This window comes from Mesorhizobium sp. STM 4661 (genome assembly GCF_000359125.1).
Classification (GTDB): domain Bacteria; phylum Pseudomonadota; class Alphaproteobacteria; order Rhizobiales; family Rhizobiaceae; genus Mesorhizobium.
On sequence record NZ_CAAF010000012.1, the window covers coordinates 1 to 24,309 of the forward strand.

The 24,309-nt window shown below is 58.5% G+C and carries 19 protein-coding genes and 5 pseudogenes; 12 read left to right on the plus strand and 12 right to left on the minus strand.

Features of this window, described 5'->3' with window-relative positions:
* Window positions 1-15: 15 nt before the first annotated feature.
* The 8 genes from MESS4_RS31600 to MESS4_RS03585 all read right to left on the minus strand — a co-directional run bounded on the left by MESS4_RS31600 (window position 16) and on the right by MESS4_RS03585 (window position 9,088).
* A protein-coding gene (locus MESS4_RS31600) for an IS5 family transposase (protein ID WP_085987802.1) occupies window positions 16-767 on the minus strand; the annotation gives its coding sequence in 2 pieces (ribosomal slippage) (window positions 16-437 and window positions 437-767; 753 coding nt in all).
* A 16-nt stretch (window positions 768-783) separates the two neighbouring features.
* A complete protein-coding gene (locus MESS4_RS03555) occupies window positions 784-1,332 on the minus strand; it encodes an Lrp/AsnC family transcriptional regulator (protein WP_006326692.1) in 549 nt (182 codons plus the stop codon).
* A gap of 67 nt (window positions 1,333-1,399) precedes the next feature.
* Entirely contained in the window at window positions 1,400-2,944 is a 1,545-nt protein-coding gene (locus tag MESS4_RS03560; RefSeq protein WP_006326693.1) for a fumarate hydratase, read from the minus strand.
* Window positions 2,945-2,950: 6 nt separating this feature from the next.
* The gene (locus MESS4_RS03565; protein ID WP_006326694.1) at window positions 2,951-4,384 is read right to left on the minus strand and encodes an NAD-dependent succinate-semialdehyde dehydrogenase; all 1,434 of its coding nucleotides are present in this window, start codon (window positions 4,382-4,384) and stop codon (window positions 2,951-2,953) included.
* Between the two features lie 203 nt (window positions 4,385-4,587).
* A complete protein-coding gene (locus MESS4_RS03570) occupies window positions 4,588-5,514 on the minus strand; it encodes a LysR family transcriptional regulator (RefSeq protein WP_036240635.1) in 927 nt (308 codons plus the stop codon).
* 118 nt (window positions 5,515-5,632) lie between these two features.
* Window positions 5,633-6,535 carry a CoA ester lyase gene (locus MESS4_RS03575; protein WP_006326696.1) on the minus strand — a complete coding sequence of 301 codons (903 nt, stop codon included), beginning with the start codon at window positions 6,533-6,535 and terminating at the stop codon, window positions 5,633-5,635.
* 132 nt (window positions 6,536-6,667) lie between these two features.
* Window positions 6,668-7,819 carry a CaiB/BaiF CoA-transferase family protein gene (locus MESS4_RS03580; protein WP_006326697.1) on the minus strand — a complete coding sequence of 384 codons (1,152 nt, stop codon included), beginning with the start codon at window positions 7,817-7,819 and terminating at the stop codon, window positions 6,668-6,670.
* Window positions 7,820-7,834: 15 nt separating this feature from the next.
* Window positions 7,835-9,088, minus strand: a complete 1,254-nt coding sequence (locus MESS4_RS03585) for a methylaspartate ammonia-lyase (protein WP_036240618.1) — start codon at window positions 9,086-9,088, stop codon at window positions 7,835-7,837.
* Window positions 9,089-9,720: 632 nt separating this feature from the next.
* Between MESS4_RS03585 and MESS4_RS33885 the strand changes: the two genes are divergently transcribed.
* The 10 genes and pseudogenes from MESS4_RS33885 to MESS4_RS03630 all read left to right on the plus strand — a co-directional run bounded on the left by MESS4_RS33885 (window position 9,721) and on the right by MESS4_RS03630 (window position 18,642).
* Window positions 9,721-9,879 carry a hypothetical protein gene (locus MESS4_RS33885; protein ID WP_198292718.1) on the plus strand — a complete coding sequence of 53 codons (159 nt, stop codon included), beginning with the start codon at window positions 9,721-9,723 and terminating at the stop codon, window positions 9,877-9,879.
* Window positions 9,880-10,251: 372 nt separating this feature from the next.
* Window positions 10,252-10,635: a hypothetical protein gene (locus MESS4_RS33890; RefSeq protein WP_006326700.1), complete on the plus strand. Its 384-nt coding sequence runs from the start codon at window positions 10,252-10,254 to the stop codon at window positions 10,633-10,635.
* 1,280 nt (window positions 10,636-11,915) lie between these two features.
* A complete protein-coding gene (locus tag MESS4_RS03600; RefSeq protein WP_006326701.1) occupies window positions 11,916-12,428 on the plus strand; it encodes a GNAT family N-acetyltransferase in 513 nt (170 codons plus the stop codon).
* A gap of 239 nt (window positions 12,429-12,667) precedes the next feature.
* Window positions 12,668-13,676, plus strand: a pseudogene (locus tag MESS4_RS03605) (IS110 family transposase).
* 784 nt (window positions 13,677-14,460) lie between these two features.
* Window positions 14,461-14,646, plus strand: coding sequence for a hypothetical protein (locus MESS4_RS33245; RefSeq protein ID WP_157385508.1), 186 nt, complete (start codon window positions 14,461-14,463; stop codon window positions 14,644-14,646).
* 4 nt (window positions 14,647-14,650) lie between these two features.
* Window positions 14,651-14,992 (plus strand): recombinase family protein, encoded by a 342-nt coding sequence (locus tag MESS4_RS34255; RefSeq protein WP_006326706.1) that lies wholly within the window; start codon window positions 14,651-14,653, stop codon window positions 14,990-14,992.
* 160 nt (window positions 14,993-15,152) lie between these two features.
* The gene (locus MESS4_RS34260; protein ID WP_244441046.1) at window positions 15,153-15,635 is read left to right on the plus strand and encodes a hypothetical protein; all 483 of its coding nucleotides are present in this window, start codon (window positions 15,153-15,155) and stop codon (window positions 15,633-15,635) included.
* Window positions 15,636-16,115: 480 nt separating this feature from the next.
* Window positions 16,116-16,464 (plus strand): annotated as a pseudogene (locus MESS4_RS31615) (leucine zipper domain-containing protein); the annotation flags it as partial.
* A gap of 534 nt (window positions 16,465-16,998) precedes the next feature.
* Window positions 16,999-17,451: an aspartate 1-decarboxylase gene (gene panD / locus MESS4_RS03625; protein ID WP_006326716.1), complete on the plus strand. Its 453-nt coding sequence runs from the start codon at window positions 16,999-17,001 to the stop codon at window positions 17,449-17,451.
* 105 nt (window positions 17,452-17,556) lie between these two features.
* On the plus strand, window positions 17,557-18,642 hold the full coding sequence (locus MESS4_RS03630) for a D-alanine--D-alanine ligase (RefSeq protein ID WP_006326717.1): 1,086 nt from the start codon (window positions 17,557-17,559) through the stop codon (window positions 18,640-18,642).
* Window positions 18,643-19,195: 553 nt separating this feature from the next.
* Here MESS4_RS03630 and MESS4_RS34265 read toward each other — a convergent pair.
* On the minus strand, window positions 19,196-19,480 hold the full coding sequence (locus tag MESS4_RS34265; RefSeq protein ID WP_006326723.1) for a hypothetical protein: 285 nt from the start codon (window positions 19,478-19,480) through the stop codon (window positions 19,196-19,198).
* Window positions 19,481-19,544: 64 nt separating this feature from the next.
* Here MESS4_RS34265 and MESS4_RS34270 point away from each other — a divergent pair.
* Window positions 19,545-19,792: pseudogene (locus MESS4_RS34270) on the plus strand (CoA transferase); the annotation flags it as partial.
* 71 nt (window positions 19,793-19,863) lie between these two features.
* Window positions 19,864-21,093 (plus strand): annotated as a pseudogene (locus tag MESS4_RS03645) (IS3 family transposase).
* A gap of 32 nt (window positions 21,094-21,125) precedes the next feature.
* On the opposite strand, the pseudogene MESS4_RS31630 reads toward MESS4_RS03645, so the two are convergent.
* The 3 genes and pseudogenes from MESS4_RS31630 to MESS4_RS03655 form a co-directional block, all read right to left on the minus strand.
* Window positions 21,126-21,445, minus strand: a pseudogene (locus tag MESS4_RS31630) (CoA transferase); the annotation flags it as partial.
* A 163-nt stretch (window positions 21,446-21,608) separates the two neighbouring features.
* On the minus strand, window positions 21,609-22,640 hold the full coding sequence (locus MESS4_RS03650) for a succinylglutamate desuccinylase/aspartoacylase family protein (protein WP_006326730.1): 1,032 nt from the start codon (window positions 22,638-22,640) through the stop codon (window positions 21,609-21,611).
* 182 nt (window positions 22,641-22,822) lie between these two features.
* Window positions 22,823-24,220: a CapA family protein gene (locus MESS4_RS03655; RefSeq protein ID WP_006326736.1), complete on the minus strand. Its 1,398-nt coding sequence runs from the start codon at window positions 24,218-24,220 to the stop codon at window positions 22,823-22,825.
* Between the last annotated feature and the right edge of the window lie 89 nt (window positions 24,221-24,309).

Genomic DNA, 24,309 nt, shown 5'->3' on the forward strand with positions numbered 1-24,309 from the left:
AGGGTTTGTAGACATTCATCGGAGAGCGAGGACGGTTGCGACGAGATGAATGGCGGCTCGGAAACTGGTGTCGGTTTTGTCGTATCGGGTTGCGATACGCCGAAACTCTTTGATTTTCTGAAAGAAGTTTTCAACGAGGTGGCGCCATTTGTACATCTCGCCGTCGTAAGGGATGTTGCCGGCGCGGCTAGCATTCGGCGGGATCACCGCCAGAGCGCCGCGCTCGTTCAGCTTGAGGCGCAGCCAGTCGCTGTCAAACGCCTTGTCGCCGATGAGCGCACCCAGCGCGACGCCGCAAAGCAGCGGCTCCACGCCGATGCTGTCGTGGCGCTGACCTGGCAGGAGAATGAAGCGTGCGAGATTGCCGAGCGCATCGACGAGCGCCACGATCTTGGTGGTCAGGCCACCGCGCGACTTGCCGATGGCCTGATTTTGAGTCCCCCTTTTGCGCCGGTTGCGTGCCGGTGGACCTTCACAATCGTGCCATCGACGAGCGCGTATTCGAAATCGGGATCGTCCGACAGTGCGTGGAATACCCGCTCGAAAACGCCTTTCTCAGCCCATCTTCGGAAGCGTTTCCACACCGACCCCCATTTGCCGAACTGCGGCGGCAGATCGCGCCACGGCGCACCAGCCCGCACCAACCACAGCACCGCTTCCACAAAAAGCCGATTGTCCTCGCCGGAGCGACCGGGGTCCCCATCCTTGCCAGGAAGAAGCGGCGCGAGGCGCTCCCATTGCGCGTCTTTCAGCATCATCCGAATCAAGGCCGATCTCCATTTTTCAGCCTTGAATCAAATTTCGATCCCTTCCGGAATCCCTTACTTCACGTATGTCTACAAACCCTAGTGCGGACAAGGAAATCGGCGAATTGGATTTGACTGGTTTGGTCACGACAAGACTGTAATATTGATCAATCCCTAGGCCTGCCTGCAGCAGTCCCTCCATGAAATCCTGATACGCGGCCATAGACGGAGATGCGACGCGCATCAGATAATCGATCCGCCCCCCGATAGCCCAGCAATCCAGGATTTCCGGAAATTCTCCGATCGCAGTCTCGAAGTGTCTTTGGTCCTCGAGGCGATGACGTTCCAGCACGACCTCCACCATGACAAAGACCATGCCGCCGATGAGGGCCGGACTCAGCCGCGCGTAGAACCCCTCAATAATCCCTGCGACCTCGAGTGCACGGAGCCGCTCTGAGCAGGCCGACGCCGAAAGATGGACGCGTTTTGCAAGCTCGCTTTTTGAGATCCGGCCGTCTGACTGAATCTCTGCGAGAATCCGGTAGTCCCAAGCGTCCAGGCGCACAGGATTGGGTTTCGACTTCATGACCTTCTGCTCTTAGCCGTTGTCGACAATGGAATTGACGCCAACCAACCGAGCTTGATCGGGAGGCTCAAACGCCGATGTTGCGTGCGATGCTGTCCGCCGCCATGCGCTTGCGCCACTCAAGAGGCCCGGAATTGTGAACGGAGTTTCCCTCAACATCCACAGCCATGATGACAGGCATATCCTGCACCTCGAATTCATAGACTGCTTCCATACCTAGGTCTTCGAAGGCAATGAGCCGCGCTGATTTGATCGATTTTGATATCAGGTAGGCAGCCCCACCCACTGCGATGAGATACGGCGTTTTGTGTCTTACAATCGATTCGATGGCAGCCCGTCCCCTCTCCGCTTTGCCCACCATCGCGAAAAGCCCGGTTTCGGCGAGCACCTTGTCCGTAAAATCGTCCAAGCGGCTGGAGGTCGTGGGGCCAGCCGGTCCGACGACCTCATCTCTCACGGCGCGGACGGGTCCAACGTAATAAATCACGCGTCCCTGCAGATCGAACGGAAGCGGCTTGCCGGCGTCGATCAACTCGACCATTCGCTTGTGGGCGGCGTCACGGCCTGTCAACATTTTTCCGGACAGAAGAAGCGTTTCGCCACAGCGCCACGATGCCGTCTCTTCCTTCGTAAGTGCATCGAGGTTGACCCTTCGTACGCCGGCAGGACTCAATTCGTCGGTTCCAATATCGGGCCATTCGCGCAAGTCGGGCGGCTGAAGCCTGATGGGTCCAGAGCCGTCCAAGGTAAACTTCAGGTGCCGGTTCGCAGCGCATTGCGGAATGAGTGCCACGGGCTTGGACGCCGCATGGGTAGGATAGGTCGCAATCTTGACGTCGACGACTGTCGTCAGGCCACCAAGGCCCTGGGCGCCGATGCCCAGCGCGTTAATCCGTTCATAAAGCTCGACCCGTAGTGCCTCCTCCGCACTTGATGGCCCCCTGGCGATCAATTCCGTCATATCGATGGGCTGGTTCATTGCTTCCTTGGCCAGCAGCATCGCCTTTTCAGCGCTGCCACCGATGCCAACGGAGATCAGGCCGGGCGGACACCATCCACTGCCGAGGTTTGAAACCGTACCGACCACCCAGTCGGAAACGGAGGCGCTGGGGTTCAAGGTGGTAAAACGTGCTTTGTTCTCCGACCCGCCGCCTTTTGCGGCAATGGTGATCTCAATCTGGTTACCTTGTACAAGGTCGACGTGGACGACCGCCGGCGTGTTGTCACGAGTATTGACCCGTCCGGCGAGCGGATCGGCAACGATCGATGCCCGAAGGGGGTTGTCCGGGTCGAGATAGGCCTGACGGACGCCCTCGTTCACGAGGTCTGCGAAACTGGCCGTTGATTTGATGCGGACGTCCATGCCGACTTTTGCGAAGACCACCACAAGGCCGGTGTCCTGGCAGATCGGCCGCCGCCCGAACGCCGCCATGCGGGAGTTCAGCAGAATCTGCCCTATTGCGTTCTTTGCCGCTGGGCTCTGTTCGCGCGCATATGCCTGCGAAAGAGAGCGGATGTAATCTGGAGGATGGTAGTACGAGATGTACTGAAGGGCGTCTGCCACGCTCCTTGTGATGTCCTTGCCGACGATGTTCCGTGTTCTACTTCCCACCGGATCTCATCCAAATGAGCTGAGGCCGTTGACCATTTTCAAGATTTGGAAGCTCCGCACCCCGTGCTCGCCTCCTTCATATCCATAGCCGCTCTGTTTGACGCCCCCATAGGGCGCATCCGCGGAAACCCCTTTCAGGTAATTCACACTGACAGCGCCTGCCGAAAGGCCGTTGATTAGCTTCTGTTGCGCGTCGGCAACGGCAGTGAATAAATACGCGGCCAGGCCGTACTCGGTGGCGTTGGCTTCCTCGATGGCCTCTTCGAGCGTATCGAACGGCGCCACTGTGAGGATCGGTCCGAACGGCTCTTCATGAAGCACTCTGGCATCCTTTGGCACGCCCGTCAGGATGGTTGGCGGCCAGTAAAAGCCCGGTCGGTCGAGGCCGGCGCCGCCGGTCTCGATGCGGGCGCCGCGATCGACCGCATCCTTGGTCAGACGCTGCATGGCCTCGATTCGCCGCGCGTTTGCCATCGGTCCCATCTCCGTTGCAGGGTCGTCCGGTTGGCCGATCCTGATCTTACGTACCGCTTCCGTGATCTGGGACAAGAATTGCTCATAGAGAGGCCGAGCGACGAGAATCCTGCTGGGCGCATTGCAGCTCTGGCCTGCGCACTCGAACTTGTATTCCGAAATGGCCGGTATGGCCTTTGCCAGGTCGGCATCCTCACACACAATGACCGGAGAATGGCCACCGAGTTCAAGGATGCAACGCTGCAAATTATTTGCGGCGAGCGTGGCCAGCTGCTTTCCAACCGCGGTTGAGCCCGTGAAAGTCAAGACCTTCACGATTGGCGAACTGAGCAGATGCCGCGATATATGCACCGGCACGCCGAAGACCAGATTGACCACGCCCTCCGGGATGCCTGCTTGGTGCAACGATTCAACGATATGGACGGCCACACTCGGGGTCTCTTCCGCCCCTTTGAGGATCACCGGGCAGCCCGCCGCCAGCGCGGGGGCGAGCTTGCGGGCGATGAGGACGGCGGGATAGTTCCAAGGCGTAAAGGCAGCAACGACGCCAAGGGCCTCCGGGACGATCATCCGGCTCGGGCCAATCGGAATAGGGGCCGACAGCTCTTCGGCGTGCGTGCCGTTCCATTCCAGCGTTTCGATCGCGCGCGCGTACTCACCTGTCGCTTCGGCAATCGTTTTTCCCTGTTCAGCCGACAGGTCCCTGGCTGCTGCTTCAATCTTCGTTGCCAAAATTCTTGCGGCTCCTACCAGGATCTCGCCACGATATTTGGCTGGCTGGGAGGACCACGCCTTGCGGCTGCGCTCTGCCGAAGCGAGGGCCTCATCCAGATCGGACACCGTCGCCGAAGCCACGGAGGCAAATACCTTCTCCGTTGCCGGATTAATCACCGGCAATGTGGCTCTGCTACCACCGGCCCGCCATTTGCCGTTGATGAAGAGCTCGTGGCTCCTGGCGTCGGACATCGCGTGCTGCTCCACTTGTGTGAATTTTTGCCATACGAGCGCCGTTCGATACCGAAACCGCTGAACTCGCTTGAGCCAGTTTCACCGCGACGGTCGCAGCGGGTCAAATATTGAATATTGGCCAAACCCATCTCGAATCCAGATTGATACCGCTCGAGCAGCCGCGAAGAGCGTTAGCACTGGAAGAACTTGGCTTGGATCTCCTAAACCCGGTCCGGAACCGTAGCTGACCAGTGCTTGCCCTCGATCAAAGTCCTTACGACCTTGGGGATCAGCTTGCGGACCGCGGAGACAGCTGGAGAGCGCTCATCTTTCGGGTTGACGGCAAGCACAACGGAACGGGTGATCACGGGGTCAATGATCTTAACCGTCCGGACTTGGCCTTGAGACGCCTCTTTTTGAATGGCCGACGGGGTAAGGATGGAATACGCCTTTCCTTCCATGACTATATTGATGATCGTGGAAAGGGAGTCGACCTCGAACCTGACGTCCAGAACACAACCGTGCTGGGCAACGACATCAGCCACCGAACGCCTGACATTGTTGTTGCGCATGGGAACCGCCAGTGGAAACGCGTGCAGGTCGGCAAGCCGTATCGAATCTTCGAAAGGCGCTTGGCCAGGCGGCACCACCAGGCAAAACTCTTCGCGGGCCAGCACGGTCATTTGCCCCACGCTCTCGGCAGTTCGGTAAAGGACAGCCAGATTGAAACGGCCAGCAGACATCCATTCCTCCAGCGGTCCGGTCATCCCCTCGATCATCTTAAGCGAGATCCTCGGCAATTCGCTTCTTACCGATTCAAGTAGGGGACCACTAAGGACGCGAGCGGCCCCGGAGGGAATCCCAATGGTCACCTCTCCGGAAGGCGCAGCCACCGAGTTGGTCAGTTCGGCCTCAGTGAGCTGAATTTCCCTCAGGATAACCCGCGCGCGCTCAAGCAACTTGTCGCCGGACGCCGTGACGCTAACACCGGTCCTGTCGCGAACCAGCAACTGTGTGCCGAATCCTTCTTCCAGTTGACGCACATGCAGGCTTAGAGCGCTTTGAGCAACGTTGAGGGTCGCAGCTGCCTTCGTGAAACTGCCGGCTTCGACGACGCCGATAAAGTATCTTAACTGCCTGATGTCCACGATGAAGAAATCCACTCGGGGCATGTTCCCCGGCGCTCTTTATCTATCTCGAAACGAGATGGCAGGCAAGCCACAAAACTGTCGCATAAGTTTCAAACCGCCTGTCCGGCCGCTGAAGTCAGTTATTGCTGGAGAGAGCCAGGATCTCGTGGGCGCGTCGCACCACTGGCGGATCGATCATTTTGCCATTCAGCGAGAATGCGGACAGTCCACGCGTGGCGGCATCGTTTTCCGCCGCGACGACCTTATGGGCCCACTCAAGTTCCTGGGCGCTTGGCGAGAAAGCCTCATTGAATATGGCCACCTGTGTCGGATGGATCGCCAAGGCTCCTGCAAAGCCTAGCCGCCGCGCATGCACCGCGGCTTCACGAAGTTTATGCGTGTCCGAGAACTCGCCGATGCTTCCTATGAAGCCAAGCGGGAGCAAGCCGGCCGCGCGGGCGGCAAACAGAACAGAAAGGTTCGGCGTCAACAGAAGGTCGAATTCCGGGGTGCCCCCAACAGCGGCACTGAAGTCTTCAGGACCAAGCGCCATTGCGATCATCCTGATATGCGCTGACGCAATGGCCGCAAGCCTTTGCAGTGCGCCCGGAGTCTCGATCTGAGCAAGGAACCGGATGCGTCCCGGCGCAAGATTTCTTTCCCGTTCAAGGTCTGAAACCGCATTCGCGATCTCTAACACCCACTCTGCCGAATCCGTCTTCGGAAGAACAAGCGCGTCAACACCCGCTATCACTGCTGCATCAAGATCGGCCGCCAAGGCACGCAAACCATGATTAACGCGGACCAAAACAGATGCGCCTTTCCGGCCCACCTTTGCCACGCATTCAGGAAGCCGCCGCCGTGCCTCGCCCTTTTGATCCTGGGGAACGGAGTCCTCGAGGTCGAGTATGACGCCATCCGCACCTCGCTCATGGGCCGTCTCCACAAATCGCGGTACGTGAGTGGGTACGAAGAGCAGGGATCTCCAGCGAGGTACAGACATCGCGCTTTCAACGGCCGGAAAGGTGTCCTTGATCATGGAGTCGCCTCTGCAATCAATCTGAGCGAGCGTGACGGCAGTGGGCTTGCTGGGTGGCCGACGCGCTGAGATGATCCGAGGTACACAGGCTTTTCGCAAACCGCGAGCGCACTCCCCTACTCAGACGCGCGCTCACGCTGAAGCGGCTCTTTCGCGCACAAGCCCCAGAACCTCCTCGTGGACAGCCTCGGTATGAGCTCCAAGAGCCGGAACTGGGCGCAGCGCGGGGTGCTCCGAGTTGAAAATCGCCGCCGGCGCTATCGTCTTGACGGTTCCTTCGGGTGTGCCAACCTCAACCCTGCGAATGTGTGGATGCCTTGAAACATCCACCACTTCGTTCAGTCGGCCATATGCCAGGCCGGCCGCCTCAAGCTCCTGCATCGCTTCGTGGCAGGAAAGTTCGGAAAACCGCCGTTCTATGATCTCATCAAGTTGCGCACGGTGACTGAGACGCTCCATATTATCAGCAAAGCCAGTTGCGCGTGTAAGCCCGGGCTGCTTCAGGAACTTCTCGCAGAAATTCACCCATTCCCGATCATTCTGAACCGAAAAGACGACCTCTTTGCCATCGGCACAACGGTAGGCGCCATATGGTGCGAGCGACGGGTGTTTCACGCCGGCGCGTACCGTGTGGTAGCCGCTGTAGTCTTGTTGTAGAACCGGAACATTCATCCAGTCGGCGACGGCATCAAACAGTGACACCTGGATGCTTGTCCCTTCGCCGGTGACCTCGCGGTGATAGAGCGCCTGAAGAATGGCGCTGTGCGCCGTCATGCCCGCGGAGATGTCACAAACCGAGACCCCTACTCGCGCGGGCCCTTGCTGGTTGCCGGTGATGGCGCATAGACCTGTTTCGGCCTGGACGATGAGATCATAGGCCTTCAAGTGGGAGTACGGCCCTGTGTCCCCGAAACCAGAAATGTCGCAGGTGATCAGCCGCGGAAAACGTCGACGGAGTTCAGCAGACGCGAAACCCAGTTTTTCGATGCTGCCCGGCTTTAGATTCTGGATAAAGACGTCAGCAACAGCGACGAGCGATCCCAGGACGGCACGGTCCGCTTCCGACCTCAAGTCCAGGCACACTGACTCCTTACCCCGGTTGAGCCAGACGAAGTAAGCGCTCTGCCCCCGCACCAACTTGTCGTAGTTGCGGGCAAAGTCCCCTTCGGGCCTTTCGACCTTGATGACCCGTGCGCCGGCGTCAGCAAGACGAGACGATGCATAAGGCGCGGCCACGGCCTGCTCCACGGCTACGACAGTGATCCCCTCAAGAGAGTTCTGCATGCGACACCGTGCTTTTCATCCGACATTTTCTGTTTCAGCTCGACGACGGTTCAGCATCGCGAGCAATCGGCTCTGTTCGTTCCCGACGATGGAAAATGCCTCGTCAACACCCATTCCGGGCTTTGCAAGCATCATGTCAGCCTGGGTTGCCACCGATACGTGGACAGAAGCTTGAGCGGAGAGATCTGTCTCGGTACAGCTTCCCCCGACATACGCGCCGACCTTGTTTTCCTTGCAGATGAGAACGGCCCGCGCTGTGTCGGCGATTGAGCCGACATCGGGCGTCTTGATTTGGACGAGATGCGCGGCCTTCGCTTCGGCAAAGAGCCGAATATCCTCAAGCGTATTGCATCTCTCATCCACGACAATGCGCGCACTGGAACCCCAATTGTCCAAAATCGATACGATCTTGGCGTAGTTCTCAATTTGCGCTTGCGTCGAACCAAAATCCGCCGGGAACTCGATGTTGAGCGTGAAATCCGGAACGGTATCTGCAACCTTGCAGATAAAGTCGGCGATGCGTTGCGGCTCCAGGCCGATTTCCTGACCGATCCAGCCGTACACATCGAAATGCAGCACCGGATGATACCCCGGGTGGCCGATTTGGCGCGTGCGCGTTGCAACCCACTTCACGAACTCCATGAAGGTCTGGCCCTCGACGCCGAATTTCCGTCTTGAGTTGATCAGGCCGTGGGGAAGCACATCCACGGCCTTTAGAATCATCTTGTCGACATTAATTTCGCGAGCGTCACCGCTTTGGCAGTAAATCGGGACACGGCACGTCGGTAGGGGCAGATCAAACTCCGCGCATATGATCTCCGCCATTGTCTTGCCCTGAAGGTAGGCGGCTGCGCGAAGCAGAGCTTGGCTCACGCCATACTCAACGGCCAAAGGTAACCGCAGATGTTCGACAGGTTCAAAAACCATCGTGCAAGAATCACGAAACCGAGAGGCATCGACATCAAAAAGCCGCGGCGCGACCATGCGTGACGTTAAATTCGAGATTTGATTGGTGTCGAACAAAGGATCGCGTCCGCCTGCACCAGAGTACTGGACGTTCATCATGTCGCCCCAAACAACGGCCTCGTCGGGAAGGACGAGCCCGATGCTGAGTGAAGATGCCGGAATACGAATCGACGTAAGTCCGGGCGTTATCGGTTCGCCGACATAGACGAAGCCGTCCTGAGTTGCGCCGGCCCTGATCGCTGCTTGGTCGTCATAAAAAAATGCGCCATTGCCGGGCGCGAGGAGGACGTCTTTGATCTGCACTTCACTTCGCTCGATTCTCACCAGATGGCATTGATGGGAGGATGCATCTCAACCCGCCTGCCCAACTATGCGCCACTTGGCGTTGAGTTCGCCAATATAATATCCGAGGCGGTGCCATCGCGTTTCCAGATTGCTGACGCCAGCGCTAAGGGGATCGCTCACCGTTCCAACTCTTTGAACCGCGCGCGGCGATCTCGGTCTGCCTTCACAACCCAGTTTCTAGACGGCCGTTCTTTGGTAATTCGCCAACTGCCAATAGTTGTACCTCATTGCGGCGAGCGTGCTTATGTTGGGCGGCAACCGGATGGCAGTCTGGCGCTGATTCCGATCTGGATTACGCAAGAGACCGCCGTGACGATGGCGGTCGGCGAGGCGCCTCGGCTTGCGCTTTGGTGCCTGCGCGACCTGCGCCGAGAGATCGATGCGTGTGTAGGCTTTCTCCAAGGCGACACACGCCGGTCAGGAGGCCATCACGCAACGCAGACAATGTCGAACCAGCCAGCCAGACCTGTTCTCCGCGGAGATCCCGCCTCCAGTTCTACCGGGCGAAGTGCGGGAAAGCGCTCTTCCGTTGATCGACGCTTTGTTGAGGGCAGCCACGGCGATGAGCCAGAGGGGCCGGGAGGCAAATCATGAAGATCACCGCTGAACATCTTGCACGCGGCGCTTACGTCTATGTTCGGCAGTCCACCGGCGATCCGCTTGTCAACAACCCCGAGAGCCCGCGACGCCAGGATGGCGTTGCAGAGCGCGCGGACACTTGGCTGGAAAGACGCCATCATCATCGATGAAGATCTCGGCCGTCGGGGTCCGGCGTCAGCCGCCCGGACTTCGAGGAGCTTCTGGCGGCGATCTACGAAAGCCGGGTGGGTGCAGTCCTCGCCATTGAAGCCTCCCGACCGGCGCGCAATGGCAGGGACTGCACACGCTCATCGAGTTTTGCGGCATTGTCGGAACGCTTATCATCGACGAGGAGGGCATCCCAACGACAGGCCGCTGCTTGACATGAAGGGCACCTGAGCGAACTGGAACTTTCGATCCTGCGGGCCTGCTCGATCGAAGCTCTGAAGCAGAAAGCGCGGCGAGGCGAACTTTTTCTGGCGTGGCGATCGGTTACGCAAAGTCGGCTCGGAACCGGATCGAGAAAGACCCTGAATCTGCGGGTGCGCGAGGCGATCGATCTCGTATTCCGGCGTTTCAATGAACTGCAGAGCATCCGGCAGGTGCACGTGTGGCTGCGCCACGAAGGCATCATGCTCTCGGCCGTAAATACACGCGCGCGGCGGAGCGGACAATCGTCTGGAAGCTGCCCGTCTGACGCCACTACGGCTTCCTCGCCAACGGTAATCGCGCCGCCAAGCTCGACCTATTGCCGCAGCCTGCTGGCCGGATCGCAGCAGAACGATCTCGAACCGGATACCGAAAGCGCCGCGGTCGCCGAGCGCCTTGCGGTGGCGCGTCGCTGCCTGCGGAAAGCCAATGATCATGCTCGCATCTGGCTGTGCGGGCAGGCACCGCCGAGCCACTTTTGGAACAACAACTCATGATCACGCTGAGTTCGTCCACATCACCCGGGACGGTATCCGTCGCGATGCGCGCCGGCCCCCGACCCTTGTCCAGCCCCACAAAGCCGCAAGCAGCCAGCCCGGCGATAGAAAGCACTGCAGCCTGTCCGACGGCTCGCGCTATCACGGTTCCGACTTCCACCGTGCCATCCTTCGCTGTGGCCGCATCGTGAACGCCCTTCATCAGCCTGGCACCGACAATCCCGACCGCTCCTCAAGGCTACAACCCCTAGAGCCAAACCTACCCGCGCCTCGGTTCAATCCGGCTTGCAACGAGGTCCGACGTCCTGCCAGGTGGCTCCGTCGAGCATGCGGACCTCACAGAAGCCTCCGGATTCAAACCAGGTTCGCTGTGAGCTTCACTGCTTGAGTTTTGCAGGGTGTCCTGCGAGCTAGCATACGAGATCGCTCAGGCGCTTATGAGACACAGAGTTATCAGAGCGATAGCATGTTTTGCAATGATTTTCCTAGTTGGCACGACACATGCTGTCCTATCCGCAAACGCGCGGCGCGCTGTGGACTGAGAAGAACTCATCCATGATCACGCTCGCCGAACGTGCGAGGGCTATGTGCACCGGTAGGGCGATCTACATCGCGCTCGGCATCCCTGCCCCGACGGCACGGCTTCACCGGCGCTCACAGCATCGGTTACGGATACAAGCGCCTTCACAAGACTCGGAACCGAAAACCTGCGCCAGCTCTACAAACAGAATGTGGCGTGCCACGGCCACTAAACCCAAGCCTATGTCTTTATCGGCCTGTCACGATATAGGACACTGCCGAACGAGATCTGCATGACGATCAGCGTGGGCAAAATCACGAAGAACAGCAAGTGGAATTTCTGGTCATTCAACCGCGTTCTGCTACGTCGTATGTCCGACGATGTCGGACATACGACGTAGCAGAGTATTACAGCTAGCCGTTATTTTGGAATAACTTTCTGATTGGCACGGCACATGCATGGGTATCCGCAGAACGTCACGGGCCAAGGAGCAGGCTTTGTCGCAATGTCTATTCGGCACGAGTGCTCTCGTTTTTACAAGCTGGCGCCGTCAACGCGCCCCTTGCGTAATGCCGCCGACGCTATCGAGGATGCGCAATCGAATACCGGCGAACGCGCGCTCAGAGATTGATGGGGGCTTACGGCCGCATCATGCGCTACTTCGAAGGTACGCCACCTCATACGCAGCCACGCATCCTTACCCACCTTGGTGTTTAGGCTGTCGTTGCTGGCGCATCTCTACAATTGGATGGAATTTCACATGAATCTGGAAACCGAACGTTTATTCATGCGCCCAATACGTCCTTGGGACGCCGATGCCCTGCATCGCCTGCACTGTGACGCGCTAGTAGTCGAATTGACGATGGAGGGAATTCCGCTAACGCGGGAAATGTCTGATGCGCGGCTGTCCCTCTATCTTCATGAGTGGGAGACCTACGGGTATGGAGTCTGGATGGTCTATGAACGAGAGGCCAATGGCGATTTGGGCTTCGTGGGGCGGTCCGGGCTGCACCGGTTCGGCGAGAACGACATTCAAACCGGATGCTTTTTGTTCGGAGCCCGATGCGGTCAGGGGATTGGGCCGGAAAGCCTTAAGGCAGTGATCGAATTCGCCTTCGCAACCCAATCTATCGATCGGTTGGTCTCTCTCGTACGCCCGACGAATATACGAGCTCTAAAAACGAGAGCCCCACTGGGCTATTCCTACCTTGGGCCGGTTGTCGTTGATGGAACGAACTTTCAGTTCTTTGAATTGCGCCGTCCGCTTCAGTGATGCTTAGCAATCTGCTGCGCTTCGGGCTCAAGTTGTCCGGGTCAGACCGACGAACCGAATGCTACCATGGCGAAATGCCGGTAATGGAGAATGGCCTCGTCGTCCGGAGCCCTGCCTGCCGCAAGCGATGGGATGGACGCCCCCTGGCGGCATTTATGTGCCAAAGTGGAGGTGTTGAGAATAACACTTGAAGGAGGCGTCCATGGGGAGTTAGCACGATCGGTCTCGATCTGGCGAAGATGGTTTTCCAAGCGCATGGCGCCGATTCGTCGGGCGGGGTGGTCAAAAGCTGAGACGAGATGCGTTGCTAGGGTTCTTTGCCGGCCAGCCGCGTTGTCTGGTGGCGACGGAGGCCTGCGCCAGCGCCCACTAATGGGCCTGTGAAATTGCTGCCCCAGGCCATGAGGTCAGGCTGATCCCGCCGGCCTACGTGAACCCGTTCGTTGCGCGTCGACAGAACGACATGGCGGATGCGGGGGCGATCTGCGAGGCGGCGCAATGGCCAACTACGCGCGCTTCGTCACTGCGAAAAGCGCCGAGGCGCAAGGCGCGGCTGTAGTGTTCAAACACGCGATCTCCTCGTCCGGCAGCGGACACAGCTGATCAACGCCCTACGCGGTCACCTCATGGAGTTTGGCTTCATCGTGCGCCAAGGTCCTGGGCACGTCAGCAAGCTCATCGACCTGGTGGCTTATCCCTCGTCTGAGCTGCCGGCCGAGCGCCCGGTGCTGGCGGTGATCGCCGACAGCCTGCATGCGATCCAGGCAAGGATCCTGCTGCTGGATCGTGAGATCGCCATCAAGGCCAAGACTGACTCGGTCTCCAAGTGCTGATGACAGTACCCGGATCGGCCCGGTCGTAGTGGCTCTAACACCCGCGACTTCGGCTTTCCGGCGAGGACGTGACTTCGCCGCGTGGCTGGGGCTTACATCCAGGCAGAACTCCAGCGCGGAGCAAGGAGCGGCTGGGCCGAACAACCAAAATGGGCGAGCGCAGTCTGCGAAAGCTGCTGATCCTCGGAGCGAGCTCCGCCACAAAAGCCGCCGCACGCGACGGATGTAAGGCAAGCCCGTGGCTGGCCAGCATGCTGGCCCGAAAGCCGTGACGGTCGCGTTGGCGCACAATATGGCAAGGATCGTCTGGGCGTTGATGGCGAGTGGTCAGGGGGCAGGAAGGTCAGATGAGAGGTATGGCGCAACGGTCAGAAGACTGCATCGGAAAGCCAGCTATTACCCCAAGCGCCTTTGAGCGCGCAAGCGTATTGGACCCGATCCGCGATCTCCATACAGGCCAGCGGCCCTATGACCGGCCGCATCAAACAGGTCGGACACACGGAAGCATCTGAACCTGCGCACGATGCCGTTAGAAAAAACTTCTTGCATCCGAAGGGGCGTCGACCCACGGGATCCTGGTGCGGCGGCGGACAGCGCCGACTGGATGGGAGTGTCGAGCAGGTCTTCCGTAATGGCGACGCAGGTTGAGCCTGACGTGCTCCCCTGAATTGTCGTCGCTTTGCGTTTGGCCGGTTCTTCTGGTGCTCCGATACCATTCTCTGGACCGCCGGAAGGTAGAGTTTCCCGGCTTTCTCACGATCGGGGGCTGCGGCGTCATTGGGATTGAGCAACGAGATCGGGGCCTTGTGCCCGATCGGCTCATGTGGGCGTTCCTCATTGAACAACACGACGAAAGAACGCCCACGGGACCGAGGAACGCGAGCTTCCTTATCTATGGCATCCCTGGGCCGGGCGGTGTGTTCACGTTCATGAGGCGATCGACAAGGCTGACCGGGAGGTTTTCCGCTGCAATCTCACTGGCCACGCCTCCGATCGGTGGCTGGAGGGTCCGGGCCTGAATGTTTGATCGGGCGGGCTGCGCCGCGTCGCGCATTGCCGCTGCCCCACATCTCGATCTCAGAACGCTTCGCCTCTTGGTGACACTGCTGCAGGACGCGACGGCCAATTCCCAAACCCCATCGCAATTGGAGGATTCGGGCGCACCTTGCGTCCTCACGACGCGAATCGGGGAGATGTCCATGCCGCGCCAGCCTACGACATACCAGTTCGATCTGTTCTCCGACCCGCACGATGCCGAGACCGCACAGATGTCCACCATGGCAGGCGCTGCCGGAAGAGACGCGCCTGACGCTGACAAGCTGATGGTGCGCCTGATCCTCGAACCACGTCGAGCGCGCCGTTCGACGGGAGGAGGCGCGTCATGATGGCATGAGAAGATCCGGCCCCACCATCTGGAGCGCAAGGGCGATCATGTATGTGCGTCAGTCCTCGCCCCATCAGGTTCTGCACAATCGTGAGGGCAGCGCCCTGCAGTATGCGATGCGCGATCGCCGGGTGGCGCTTGGCTGGTCTTGCATCGAGACGGTCGATGACGATCTCGGCCGCTCTGCCGCTGGCGGTGTCGCGCGAGCGGGTTTCGATCGGATGGTCGTCGAAGTAGGTCTCGGCAAGGTTGGGGCGGTAGCGGCGCGGGAGGTATCGCGCTTCGCCCGCAACAGCCGCGAATGGCAGCAGCTCATCGAGCTGGCAGCGTCATCGATACCGCACTGAACGACCAGGAGACGGTCTACGCATCGCGCCAGGGCAATGATCGGCTGCTGCTGGGATTGAAGGGCAGTCTCAATGAGTATGAGCTCGATCTTTTGCGTCAGCGCTCCCTGTCGGCCCGCTATGAGAACGCCCGGCGCAGTGATTCGCGGTGGAACTGGAGGTGCGATGGAACCGGGGGCTGACGCGTGTCAACGAGGTCGAGGGCAGGATTGCCGCGCATGATACCTCGACGACATCGGAGCCGTCACTTCTGTCGCCAATACACGTCACCGCGCTCGCCGCTGATCTCAAGGCTGTGGGGGCGGCGCCGATGACGGACGCGCGGCTCAAGAGGCGCATCGTTCGCACCGTCATCCGGGAGGTGGTCGCCGATATCGATGACGAAGCGTCAGAGATCGTTCTCCTGATCCATTGGGTTGGCGGCGTCCGCAGACAGCGCAACAGCACCTCCGGCGATATAATCGCGGCCGTCCGCCAACTGGTGCACATCGCCAATGATGATCTGATTGCCGGCATCCTCAAGCGCAATGGACTGGTGACCGGTCACGGCAATCGATGGACACGCGAACGGGTCACCGCGCACATCATAAGATCCCTGTCTTCCGGCCGGCGGCGGACGGCAACGACCTATGGCTTAACCTGAACAAGGCTCGCCGCCGAGGCGGGCGACATCGAAGGCGTTCATCCTCTGCCGAATTGTCCGTGGATCTTCAGCCGATCTACGCTCGGCCAACCGGCGGCTCAGCGCATCGCTCATCGCGCGCGGCAAAACCCAAAATACCCCACGGGATCGCATCAAGATCAGCAAAAACCTATTTACTTCAACGGCATAGACAGATGAGTGTTATGAAACAGGATTTAAGTATCTGCGCCAATCCTCCGACTTTTCGGCGGCGTCGGCAAGGTCAGGAACCGGTGGGCGTTCTGGGACTCCGCCCGGAAGCGACCGTTGAAGGCTTCGATGTAGGCGTCCGTCGTTGATCAGGCTCTAGCTGTGAGCTTTCAGAGGGTTGTCCATTCGGACCAAACCGAGGAGACTGGAGGTACCAAGCCATCACACTCACCGAAGGGTCCGAATGAATATCACAAGAATGCCCGTTTGACGCCGTTGCGTCGAGAGGAGATGGCTGTTTCGATCATTGAGGACCGTCTTTCCCAAGCTCTTGCGGCGCGGGTCTACGGTGTGTCGGCCAAGATCGTGGCGCGGTGGGTGGAGCGGTTCAAATCCGAGGGCCGGGGGCATGGTCGATCGCTCGTCCCGACCCAAGCGATCCATCGCATGACGTGGCAAGAGCGCCTGACCGGCTCGCACATCGCGGTTACCGTCGGCGTCTCACCGGCTACCGTCAGCCGGGTGCTGAAGCGGGCTGGGCTGTCGCGGCTGAAGGATATCGAGCCGGGCAAGCTCCATCCATCTCGATATCAAGACACTCGGCCGTTTCGAGGCGACCGGTCACCGCATCGCCGGCGATGCCGCATCAATGGGGCATGCTGCGATCGAGATGCCTTGCCGCAAGGCGTTCGGCAACTCCATAGCGCGGCCCTATCGCGTCTCCCATCCGACACCCCTGTCGCTTTGTCGGTTCCGCGACACAGCTTTTTGAACCAGTCTCTTGTTTGGCCACCGGCTAAATAGCTGAAAAGCAGCCATATGATTTCTTCTTTGGCTCGATCAGCCAATTTGGCGTGAGTTTTGCTCAGTTAGCTGTGAGGCGGCGAAAGCTGGGTGACCTCGCGATTGATCGAAGGAAAGGAACATGTCAGGTCTGCGTCAGACCAATTTCCGGGAAGGGGCATCGGCAGACCGGCAATGCCTCCACCTCATGACGGGCCAACCCGCGCCTGACCATCCCCTCCTGCTGGCGTATGATGACCGAGATCTCCGTCGCGATTACCGATCCCCTCTGAGCTATCGCAGTACATCGATCAATCCGCTGTCCTGCCACTACGGCCACTGCTGTCGCTCGTCGGCGTGGCGATCCACGACCGCAAGAGGAAACCTGTAGATGAGAAAAGTTGTTGCCGCCAAGCTTCATGGCATCACCGTGACCGACGCGGATCTGAACTATCACGGATCAATAACTCTGGATCCAGACCACTGCGATGAGGCGGGTATTCTTCCGCTAGAATTCGTTGAAATCTGGAATAAGACTTCAGGTGCGCGAATCAGCACGTATGTCATTTACGGTGAGAGGGGTTCTCGTTGCTGTGTTCTAAACGGAGCCGCTGCTCGTACATGCCAGGTCGGAGATGAGATGATCATTTGCTCCTCCACATATATTGAGGAACATCAGATCACAGAGATCAAACCGCGGGTGCTGACGTTCGACCGGGACAATTCTGTCCGCGACCGCATGTTCTACGATGCTGGGACAGAGGATGATGGAACGCTGACGTTCGCGGTTCGCGAGGGCTCTCCTGGCAACGCCTTAAAGATCCCGAGTCGGGCCAATCGCTGATAGCTCACGGGGCGGACTAGGCGGTGAAATCTACCAGTCGGAGAACCCTCCCGTTTAGTCCAGATTCTCTTTGTGCCCCGCAACCCATTCCGAAAGGTAATCTTCATGAAATTGGCGCTCATGTATGGCGGCCGGTCCGTGGAGCACGATTGGTCGATTGCTATGTACAATCACTTTGTCGACGTCCTCAACAATGCTTCCGGTGAGGATATCTCACCGGCATCTATCTACTACATCTCCCGATCCGGGGACCTGCTCAGGTTCGCGCTTGGTTGGGATCGCATTCCCAAGCATGAGGAACTCGTAGCTCGCGCCGAAACGCACCCGCTAGCTTCTCTCGCTGACCTACTCATAAGCGATGGCCTTTTCGTCTTTTCACTTCTTCAGGGCCAGGACGGAGAGGATGGCCAAATCCAGGCTCTTGCCCAATTCCACGACATTCCAGGCAGCTTTGGCGACAAGACTGCGGCCATGCTCTCAGCGGATAAGTATCTGCAAGGCGTAGTTGCCAATCGACTTTGCCCCGAGTTGACGCCGATCCCGACGGTCCACGTCTCCCAACGCAATCTCGAACCCGGCATCACAGACGCCCTGCGGCATCTTGCTGGCCCGTGTGTCCTCAAACCGAATACGCTCGGAGGATCCTTCCTCACCGAGTGCACCGACGAACTCTTGGAAGACGGCCTCCGTTCCTATTCCGAACGGGTCGCTCCGTATGACCCTTCGTTTTTGGTCCAGCAGCGAATTATTGGAACAGAGTACACTTGCGGCGTCTTAATCGATGGCCATGAGATTACGGCGCTTCCGGTTGGGCGGATCAACAATCCCTGGGGCTTCCTCGGGTATGATCAGAAGACGGGAGAGTGTGAATACTCTGTAGACTTCCACGACGTAGAGGACACCCTCCAAACCAGTATCGCTTCGATTTCCACGCAGATCGCTCGAGAGTTCAGGCTCCACACATTCGGGCGCCTTGATTTCATCGTTGACGAGCAACAACGTGTTCACTTCTTCGAAGTCAACTTGGTCCCGCTCCTGACCGCAACGAGCACCTTTCCTAGGATGCTCGCAAAAGCCGGCTTCGACCTATGCCACCTCATTCGGCTAGCTGCCTCCAACGAGATGTATCAACGGCATCGAGAAGAGGTACGCAAGATCGAGACGGGGCGCATCCGTATGCCCCGGCGCTAGTGATGCGGCTGTGGTCAAGACGGATGCCTAAGGAGCGGGCTCGGTAGGTCACTCGCCGAGTGAGCTCGCACATTGCACAACTTTGTTCCGCTTGACTTATTCCTGCCAGTGCGAGACTAGCCGATATCCGGACCATGGGCTCGCTTCCCTGCAGTTTCATCGCGATAGCCGCATGCGGCCAAATATCGAATGTCGCCAAAACCATCTCAAATCCAGATTGATACGGCTCAGACAGCCGTGAAAGAGTGCTAGCACTAAAAACTGTATTCGGATGTGCCTAAGGCCGGTCCGGAGCCGTGGCTGACCAGTGCTTGCTCTCCATCAATGGCCTGACGACCTTGGCCACAAACTGTGGCACTAGTTCAAATTCATGGCCGCTGGCCTGACTGAACTGCGTGCCAACCCGGATGATCGGCGTAAATACCTGTCCGGCCACTGATTAAAGGCTCAGTTGTTGCTGGAGAGAGCCAGGATCTCGTGGGCGCGCCGGACCACTGGGGGATCGATCATCTTGCCATTCAACGAGAATGCAGAGAGGCCAAGCGTGGCGGCATCATTTTCCGGCGCGACGACTTTTATGGGCCCACTCGAGCTCCTGGGCGCTTGCCGAGAAAGCCTCATTGAATATGGCCACCTGTGTCGGATGGATCGCCAAGGCTCCAGCAAAGCCAAGCCGCCGCGCGCGCACCGCGGCTTCACGAAGTTCATCAGTGTCGGAGAGCGGGAGCAATCCGGCCGCACGGGCGGCAAACAGAACAGACAGGTTCGGCGTCAACAGAAGGTCGAATGCCGGGGTGCCGCTAACAGCGGCACTGAAGTCTTCAGGACCGAGCGCCATGCGACAATTCTCGGAAGTGGCGACGCAATGAACGCGAGCCTTTGCAAGGCGCCCGGCGCAAGACTATCGTTGCGCCGATGGAAAAGAGGTCATCTTTTCGGTCCAGAATGACCGAGAATGGGTGAACTTCTGCGAGAAATTCCCGAAGCAGCCCGAGCTCACACGGGCACCTAGTTTTGCCGACAACATGGACCGCCTCGACAACCGGCGCAACTCGATCAGATCATTGAACGGCGGTTTTCTGAACTGTCCTGCCACGATGCAATGCACGAGCTCGAGGCGCATGCGACGGGTGTTTCACGCCGGCGCGTACAGTGTGTGATAGCCGTGAACTGGCCCCCATTTCGACCGGACAGTCGGCCTAACGCGGGAGGCTTGGGGATATCCTCAAGCACAGGCTTATGGCTGACGACTATCGACGGATTGAACTGATCACCGGTGAGGTACGGCGCCGACACTGGACGACCGAACAGAAGCAGCAGATTATCGAGGAGAGTTTCCTTCCGGGCGAGACCGTGTCCTCTGTCGCCCGACGACGAGGCGTGGCGCCAAATCTTTTGTATCGTTGGCGTCGTTTATTGAAGGAAGGCGGAGCGGCTGCGGTGGGATCGGACGAATCTGTGGTCGGGAGTTCGGAAGTGCGGCGGCTTGAAGAGCGCGTTCGCGACCTCGAGCGGCTTCTCGGCCGCAAGACCATGGAAGTGGAGATCCTCAAAGACGCGCTGGCCAGGTCGGAGTCAAAAAAACCGAACTTGCGGCTCTTGTCGCAGCCGAGGGACGGTTCCCGATGAAGGCCGTTGCCGAGACCCTCGGGGTGGCGCGTTCCCATCTCCATGACAAGGTGCATCGCCTGGTGAAGCCGCGCGGGCCTTATCGCAAACCCGACGACGATGGGCTCTTGGAGCTGGTTCGCCGCCTGATCGACGAACGCCCGACCTATGGCTATCGTCGCATCACAGCCCTGACGAACAGGGAACGCGCCAAGACGGGCGAACCGGCCATCAATCACAAGCGCGTCTTCCGTATCATGCGCCAGAACAGCATGCTGCTTGCGAGGCACACGGGCCGCAGGACCGGCCGCGTCCATGACGGCAAGGTCATCGTCATGCGCTCGAACCTGCGCTGGTGTTCCGATGGCTTCGAGGTCGGATGCTGGAACGGAGATATCATCAGGGTCGCCTTCATCATCGATGCCCATGACCGCGAGATCATCGCATGGCATGCCGTCGTCGGATCGGGCATCAGCGGCAGCATGATCCGGGACATGATGCTGGAAGCTGTCGAGAGCAGGTTCGGCGCCCTCCAGTCGCCGGCGCCGCTCGATGGCTGACGGACAATGCAGTGCCTACACCGCCAAGGAGACGCGCGACTTCGCCACCGCGCTCAATCTCATTGCCTGCTTCACGCCGGTCCAGAGCCCGGAGTCGAACGGCATATCCGAGAGCTTCGTCAAAACCTTCAAACGCGACTATGCTCGCGTCAATCCTTTGCCAGATGCGGTCACCGCACTCGGCAAAATCGCCGGATGGTTCGAGGACTACAACGAAAACCATCCTCATTCAGGGCTCAGAATGCGCTCCCCAAGAGAGTTCATCCGAGCACAAACTCAATAGCCGACTGTCCGGTCAAATAGGGGCAACTCCAAGCCGCTATATTCGTTTTGCAGAACCGGCACATTCATCCAGTCGGCGACGGCATCGAATACGAGACCTGTATGCTGGCGCCTTCACATGGCCGCTCGCGGTGGAACAGTGCCTGAAGAATGGCGCTGTGTGCCGTCATGCCCGCCGAGATATCGCAAACAGAGACCCCTACTCGCGCGGGCCTTGTTGGTTGCCGGTGATAAGCGCATAGACCTGTTTTAGCCTGAACGATAAGATCATAAGCCTTCAAATGGGAATACGGCCCTGTGTCCCCGAAACCAGAAATGTCGCAGGTGATCAGCCGCGGAAACCGTCGGCGCAGACCCCGGTTGTCCAAGATCGATACGATCTTGGCGTAGTTCTAAATTTGAGCTTGCGTCGAACCAAAATCCGCCGGGGATTCGATGTTGAACGCCGACGGCAAAAACTGCATGGAAAGGCTCAGCCGCGTCGAACTAGTCGTCATTGTCCTCCAGGCCCTATTGCTAGTGATCCAACAGTAGTTCGACGCGCCTCATCCTCAAAGATTTAGCGGGTCGAGCAAGATAAATTATCTCCTCGCCGGCGTCGACATGGGCGCCGGATCGGATAGCACCGACGGTGGATGTAGTAGGCGCACGAATATCAATGGAATCAGCCGACAGCGACTCGATGGAATGCAGAACTCCTATGAGATCTCCCTGCTTCACTTCATCCAACACCGAGCAGCGAGGTTCGAAGATGCCCCGCGCCGGCGATTTCAATATGTCAGACGAAAGCATTTCAAGTGTCTGGCTGGACTTCTTTTGACGAAAGGTCGGATACTCGGCTTTTCCTTCGACGAGTCCAAGCGCTACGAGTGCGTTGCGTACTCCAGCTTCGTAGATCGCGAGAGCTTCGGAGCCGACCGTGCCGCCTCCGAATTCAGCGCAAACGAATACCTTGCCCTGGTTTTGGACCAAGATATCGAACATTCCAAGCGTATCATCGTTTTCCCAGACCAATGTCAGGGGAAGTTTGAATGCCTCTGCCATTTGGAGCGTCTTGCTCATGAGATCGGCATCAGCAATAGGATGCGTCGTGACCGCCGGGGGAAAATCCCACACTGGTCCGAAGCTGTGCAGATCGAAGACCGTGTCGGCCATCGGCAACAATAGGCGCGAAACAGCATCCGCAATGCGTTCGGTTACCGACCCGTCGGCGCGGCCCGGAAACACTCGATTGAGATTCAAACCATCGATCGGCGTGTTCCGGGTCCATGCCTGCACAGCCGGCGGATTGAGCACTGGTACGATGATAACCCTACCACAGGTTTGCGCCTCAGGTAGCCACTCAATAAGTCGTCGAGCAACTATTGGCCCCTCCAATTCATTGCCATGATTTCCGCCAGTGATAAGCAGGCGCGGTCCCTCCCCTTTGTTGAGGCTGAAGACCGGAAGCGAAAGAGCTTCGCAGTCGGCGCCTTTGGGGACAAAGAGATGCCCCGTGCTCCCGCCGAGTTTGCCCAAATCGAATGTAAGGTGTGATGCGTCACTCAAGTTCAGCCTCCATTAGTACAGAATTACGAGACTAGTGATCAAGACATTTCGCGCGACTTCTGGTGGAGACGACCGGCGACGTGAATCTCTAGTGACATTGCCATCACGAGTGGTTGCCAGCCTATCTAAAGCGCGTTTGCGATTTTCTGGATAAAGCTGCTAATTCGCGCCTCCGAGATGCCTCATAGTGATGAGCCAGACTTCAGCCTTATGACTCCGACGTCGTTCTCCATGGCGACTTGGGTTCCAAACGGCTCCGAGAGCTTCTGAAGACGTTCCAAAATGGCCTTTGCTTGCGGCCCGGAGACGAGGCGCGGCAGCCCTCGATTTGCAAACCTCATCGAATACCCAAGCTCGACAGGATAGAGTCGCAATTCAGCAAGAGTATTGTTTTCAAATCGGCTGACGGCGATAATGCTCTCATAGTAGACTGGGTCTTGAAATCCTTCCCAGATCGCGTCACCGTTAGCCTCTTCAGAGGCTGTGACGTCCGCATCCGTGTCGGTCCGAGGGTCCTTACCAATGGCGGCGAATTGGTCAGCCCCGATAGGCGTCCGGAGGTCATCATAGAAGAAATTTCCCAGGCTATAAAAGATCGGCCGGTCCTTGTAAATTTCGACACCTCGCAGCAGATGCGGTCCGTGCCCGATGTATGCGTCAGCGCCGGCATCGATCATCTTACGCGCAAAGGATGGCTCGTAATCCGGCGGTTCCTGGCTCACTCCCTGGCTCCAATTAGGCTCGTGACCGTGGTTCGTGACGATGCAGAAGTCGGAGAATTGTTTGCCCCGGCGGACATTCCGAAGGATGTTGGCGACATCTTGCGAGTTGGGTTCATAGCTGTACCCGGCTTGGTCTCCAGCCCTAAAGTTTAGTCCAGGAAACGAAACTTGATTTGGGTTACTGCGATTCAATTTGCGATCGGTGCCTGGGAGCGCGTCGCGTAACTGCTTTAAGCTTTCTAACGATTGCTCCGGAACGACGATGCTCTCCGTCAACCGCAGGGGATTAAGGCCAGGTCTGCCAGGCGCCTCGCCGGCGGGATCGCCTGCACGGGACATAGGTGTAAACGTCGTAGCAAATGACACCAACGCCACGCGACCGCGTTTTGTTTCCAGAAAGCGAGCGGCGCCAGCTTGCGCAAGGTTCTCACCGACACCTGCATGAACGATACCGGCCTCGTCGAGCACCCGACTCGTCTCGCGCATGCCTTCAAGGCCCCAATCAAGGGTATGGTTGTTCGCACGACTGACCATATTGAACCCCATCGCCTTCAAATCAGGTCCGAGTTCCGGTAGGCTGATGTGATACGCACCGCCGTACTCTGCCTGGGGGCTGCCGTTGAACGATTGGATATCGAAGATCAGAGTTTCCATGTTGCCGAAGGTGGCATCGGCGTCATGAAGGATCTCGACGACATCGCCAAAGCCGGGATGTTGGTAGTTGGTCAGCGCCCGCGATACGATGAGGTCGCCGACTGCTACCATCGTGAAGCCGTCCGCAACGTTTGTTTCAATCGAGCCCACCGTATCGTATCCATCCGCGCGATGGACCGGACGAGAATTATTGTCGTCTGACATTTTCATAGCTTCCTCAAGTGTTTGAATATGAAAGAAAACCGTCCTTGGCTCAGCCGAACCTCAGGGAAAACAGTACGGCTGCGCCATTC

Bases quoted from the DNA above. Each gene is read 5' to 3' on its own strand.
- MESS4_RS03580 (WP_006326697.1), bottom strand. From the start codon at position 7,819: ATGCAGAACTCTCTTGAGGGGATCACTGTCGTAGCCGTGGAGCAGGCC.
- MESS4_RS03575 (WP_006326696.1), bottom strand. From the start codon at position 6,535: ATGATCAAGGACACCTTTCCGGCCGTTGAAAGCGCGATGTCTGTACCT.
- MESS4_RS03630 (WP_006326717.1), top strand. From the start codon at position 17,557: ATGAAATTGGCGCTCATGTATGGCGGCCGGTCCGTGGAGCACGATTGG.
- MESS4_RS33245 (WP_157385508.1), top strand. From the start codon at position 14,461: ATGCCGCGCCAGCCTACGACATACCAGTTCGATCTGTTCTCCGACCCG.
- MESS4_RS03555 (WP_006326692.1), bottom strand. From the start codon at position 1,332: ATGAAGTCGAAACCCAATCCTGTGCGCCTGGACGCTTGGGACTACCGG.
- MESS4_RS33885 (WP_198292718.1), top strand. From the start codon at position 9,721: ATGAAGATCACCGCTGAACATCTTGCACGCGGCGCTTACGTCTATGTT.
- MESS4_RS03600 (WP_006326701.1), top strand. From the start codon at position 11,916: ATGAATCTGGAAACCGAACGTTTATTCATGCGCCCAATACGTCCTTGG.
- panD (WP_006326716.1), top strand. From the start codon at position 16,999: ATGAGAAAAGTTGTTGCCGCCAAGCTTCATGGCATCACCGTGACCGAC.
- MESS4_RS34255 (WP_006326706.1), top strand. From the start codon at position 14,651: ATGAGAAGATCCGGCCCCACCATCTGGAGCGCAAGGGCGATCATGTAT.
- MESS4_RS03655 (WP_006326736.1), bottom strand. From the start codon at position 24,220: ATGTCAGACGACAATAATTCTCGTCCGGTCCATCGCGCGGATGGATAC.
- MESS4_RS03565 (WP_006326694.1), bottom strand. From the start codon at position 4,384: ATGTCCGACGCCAGGAGCCACGAGCTCTTCATCAACGGCAAATGGCGG.
- MESS4_RS34265 (WP_006326723.1), bottom strand. From the start codon at position 19,480: ATGGCGCTCGGTCCTGAAGACTTCAGTGCCGCTGTTAGCGGCACCCCG.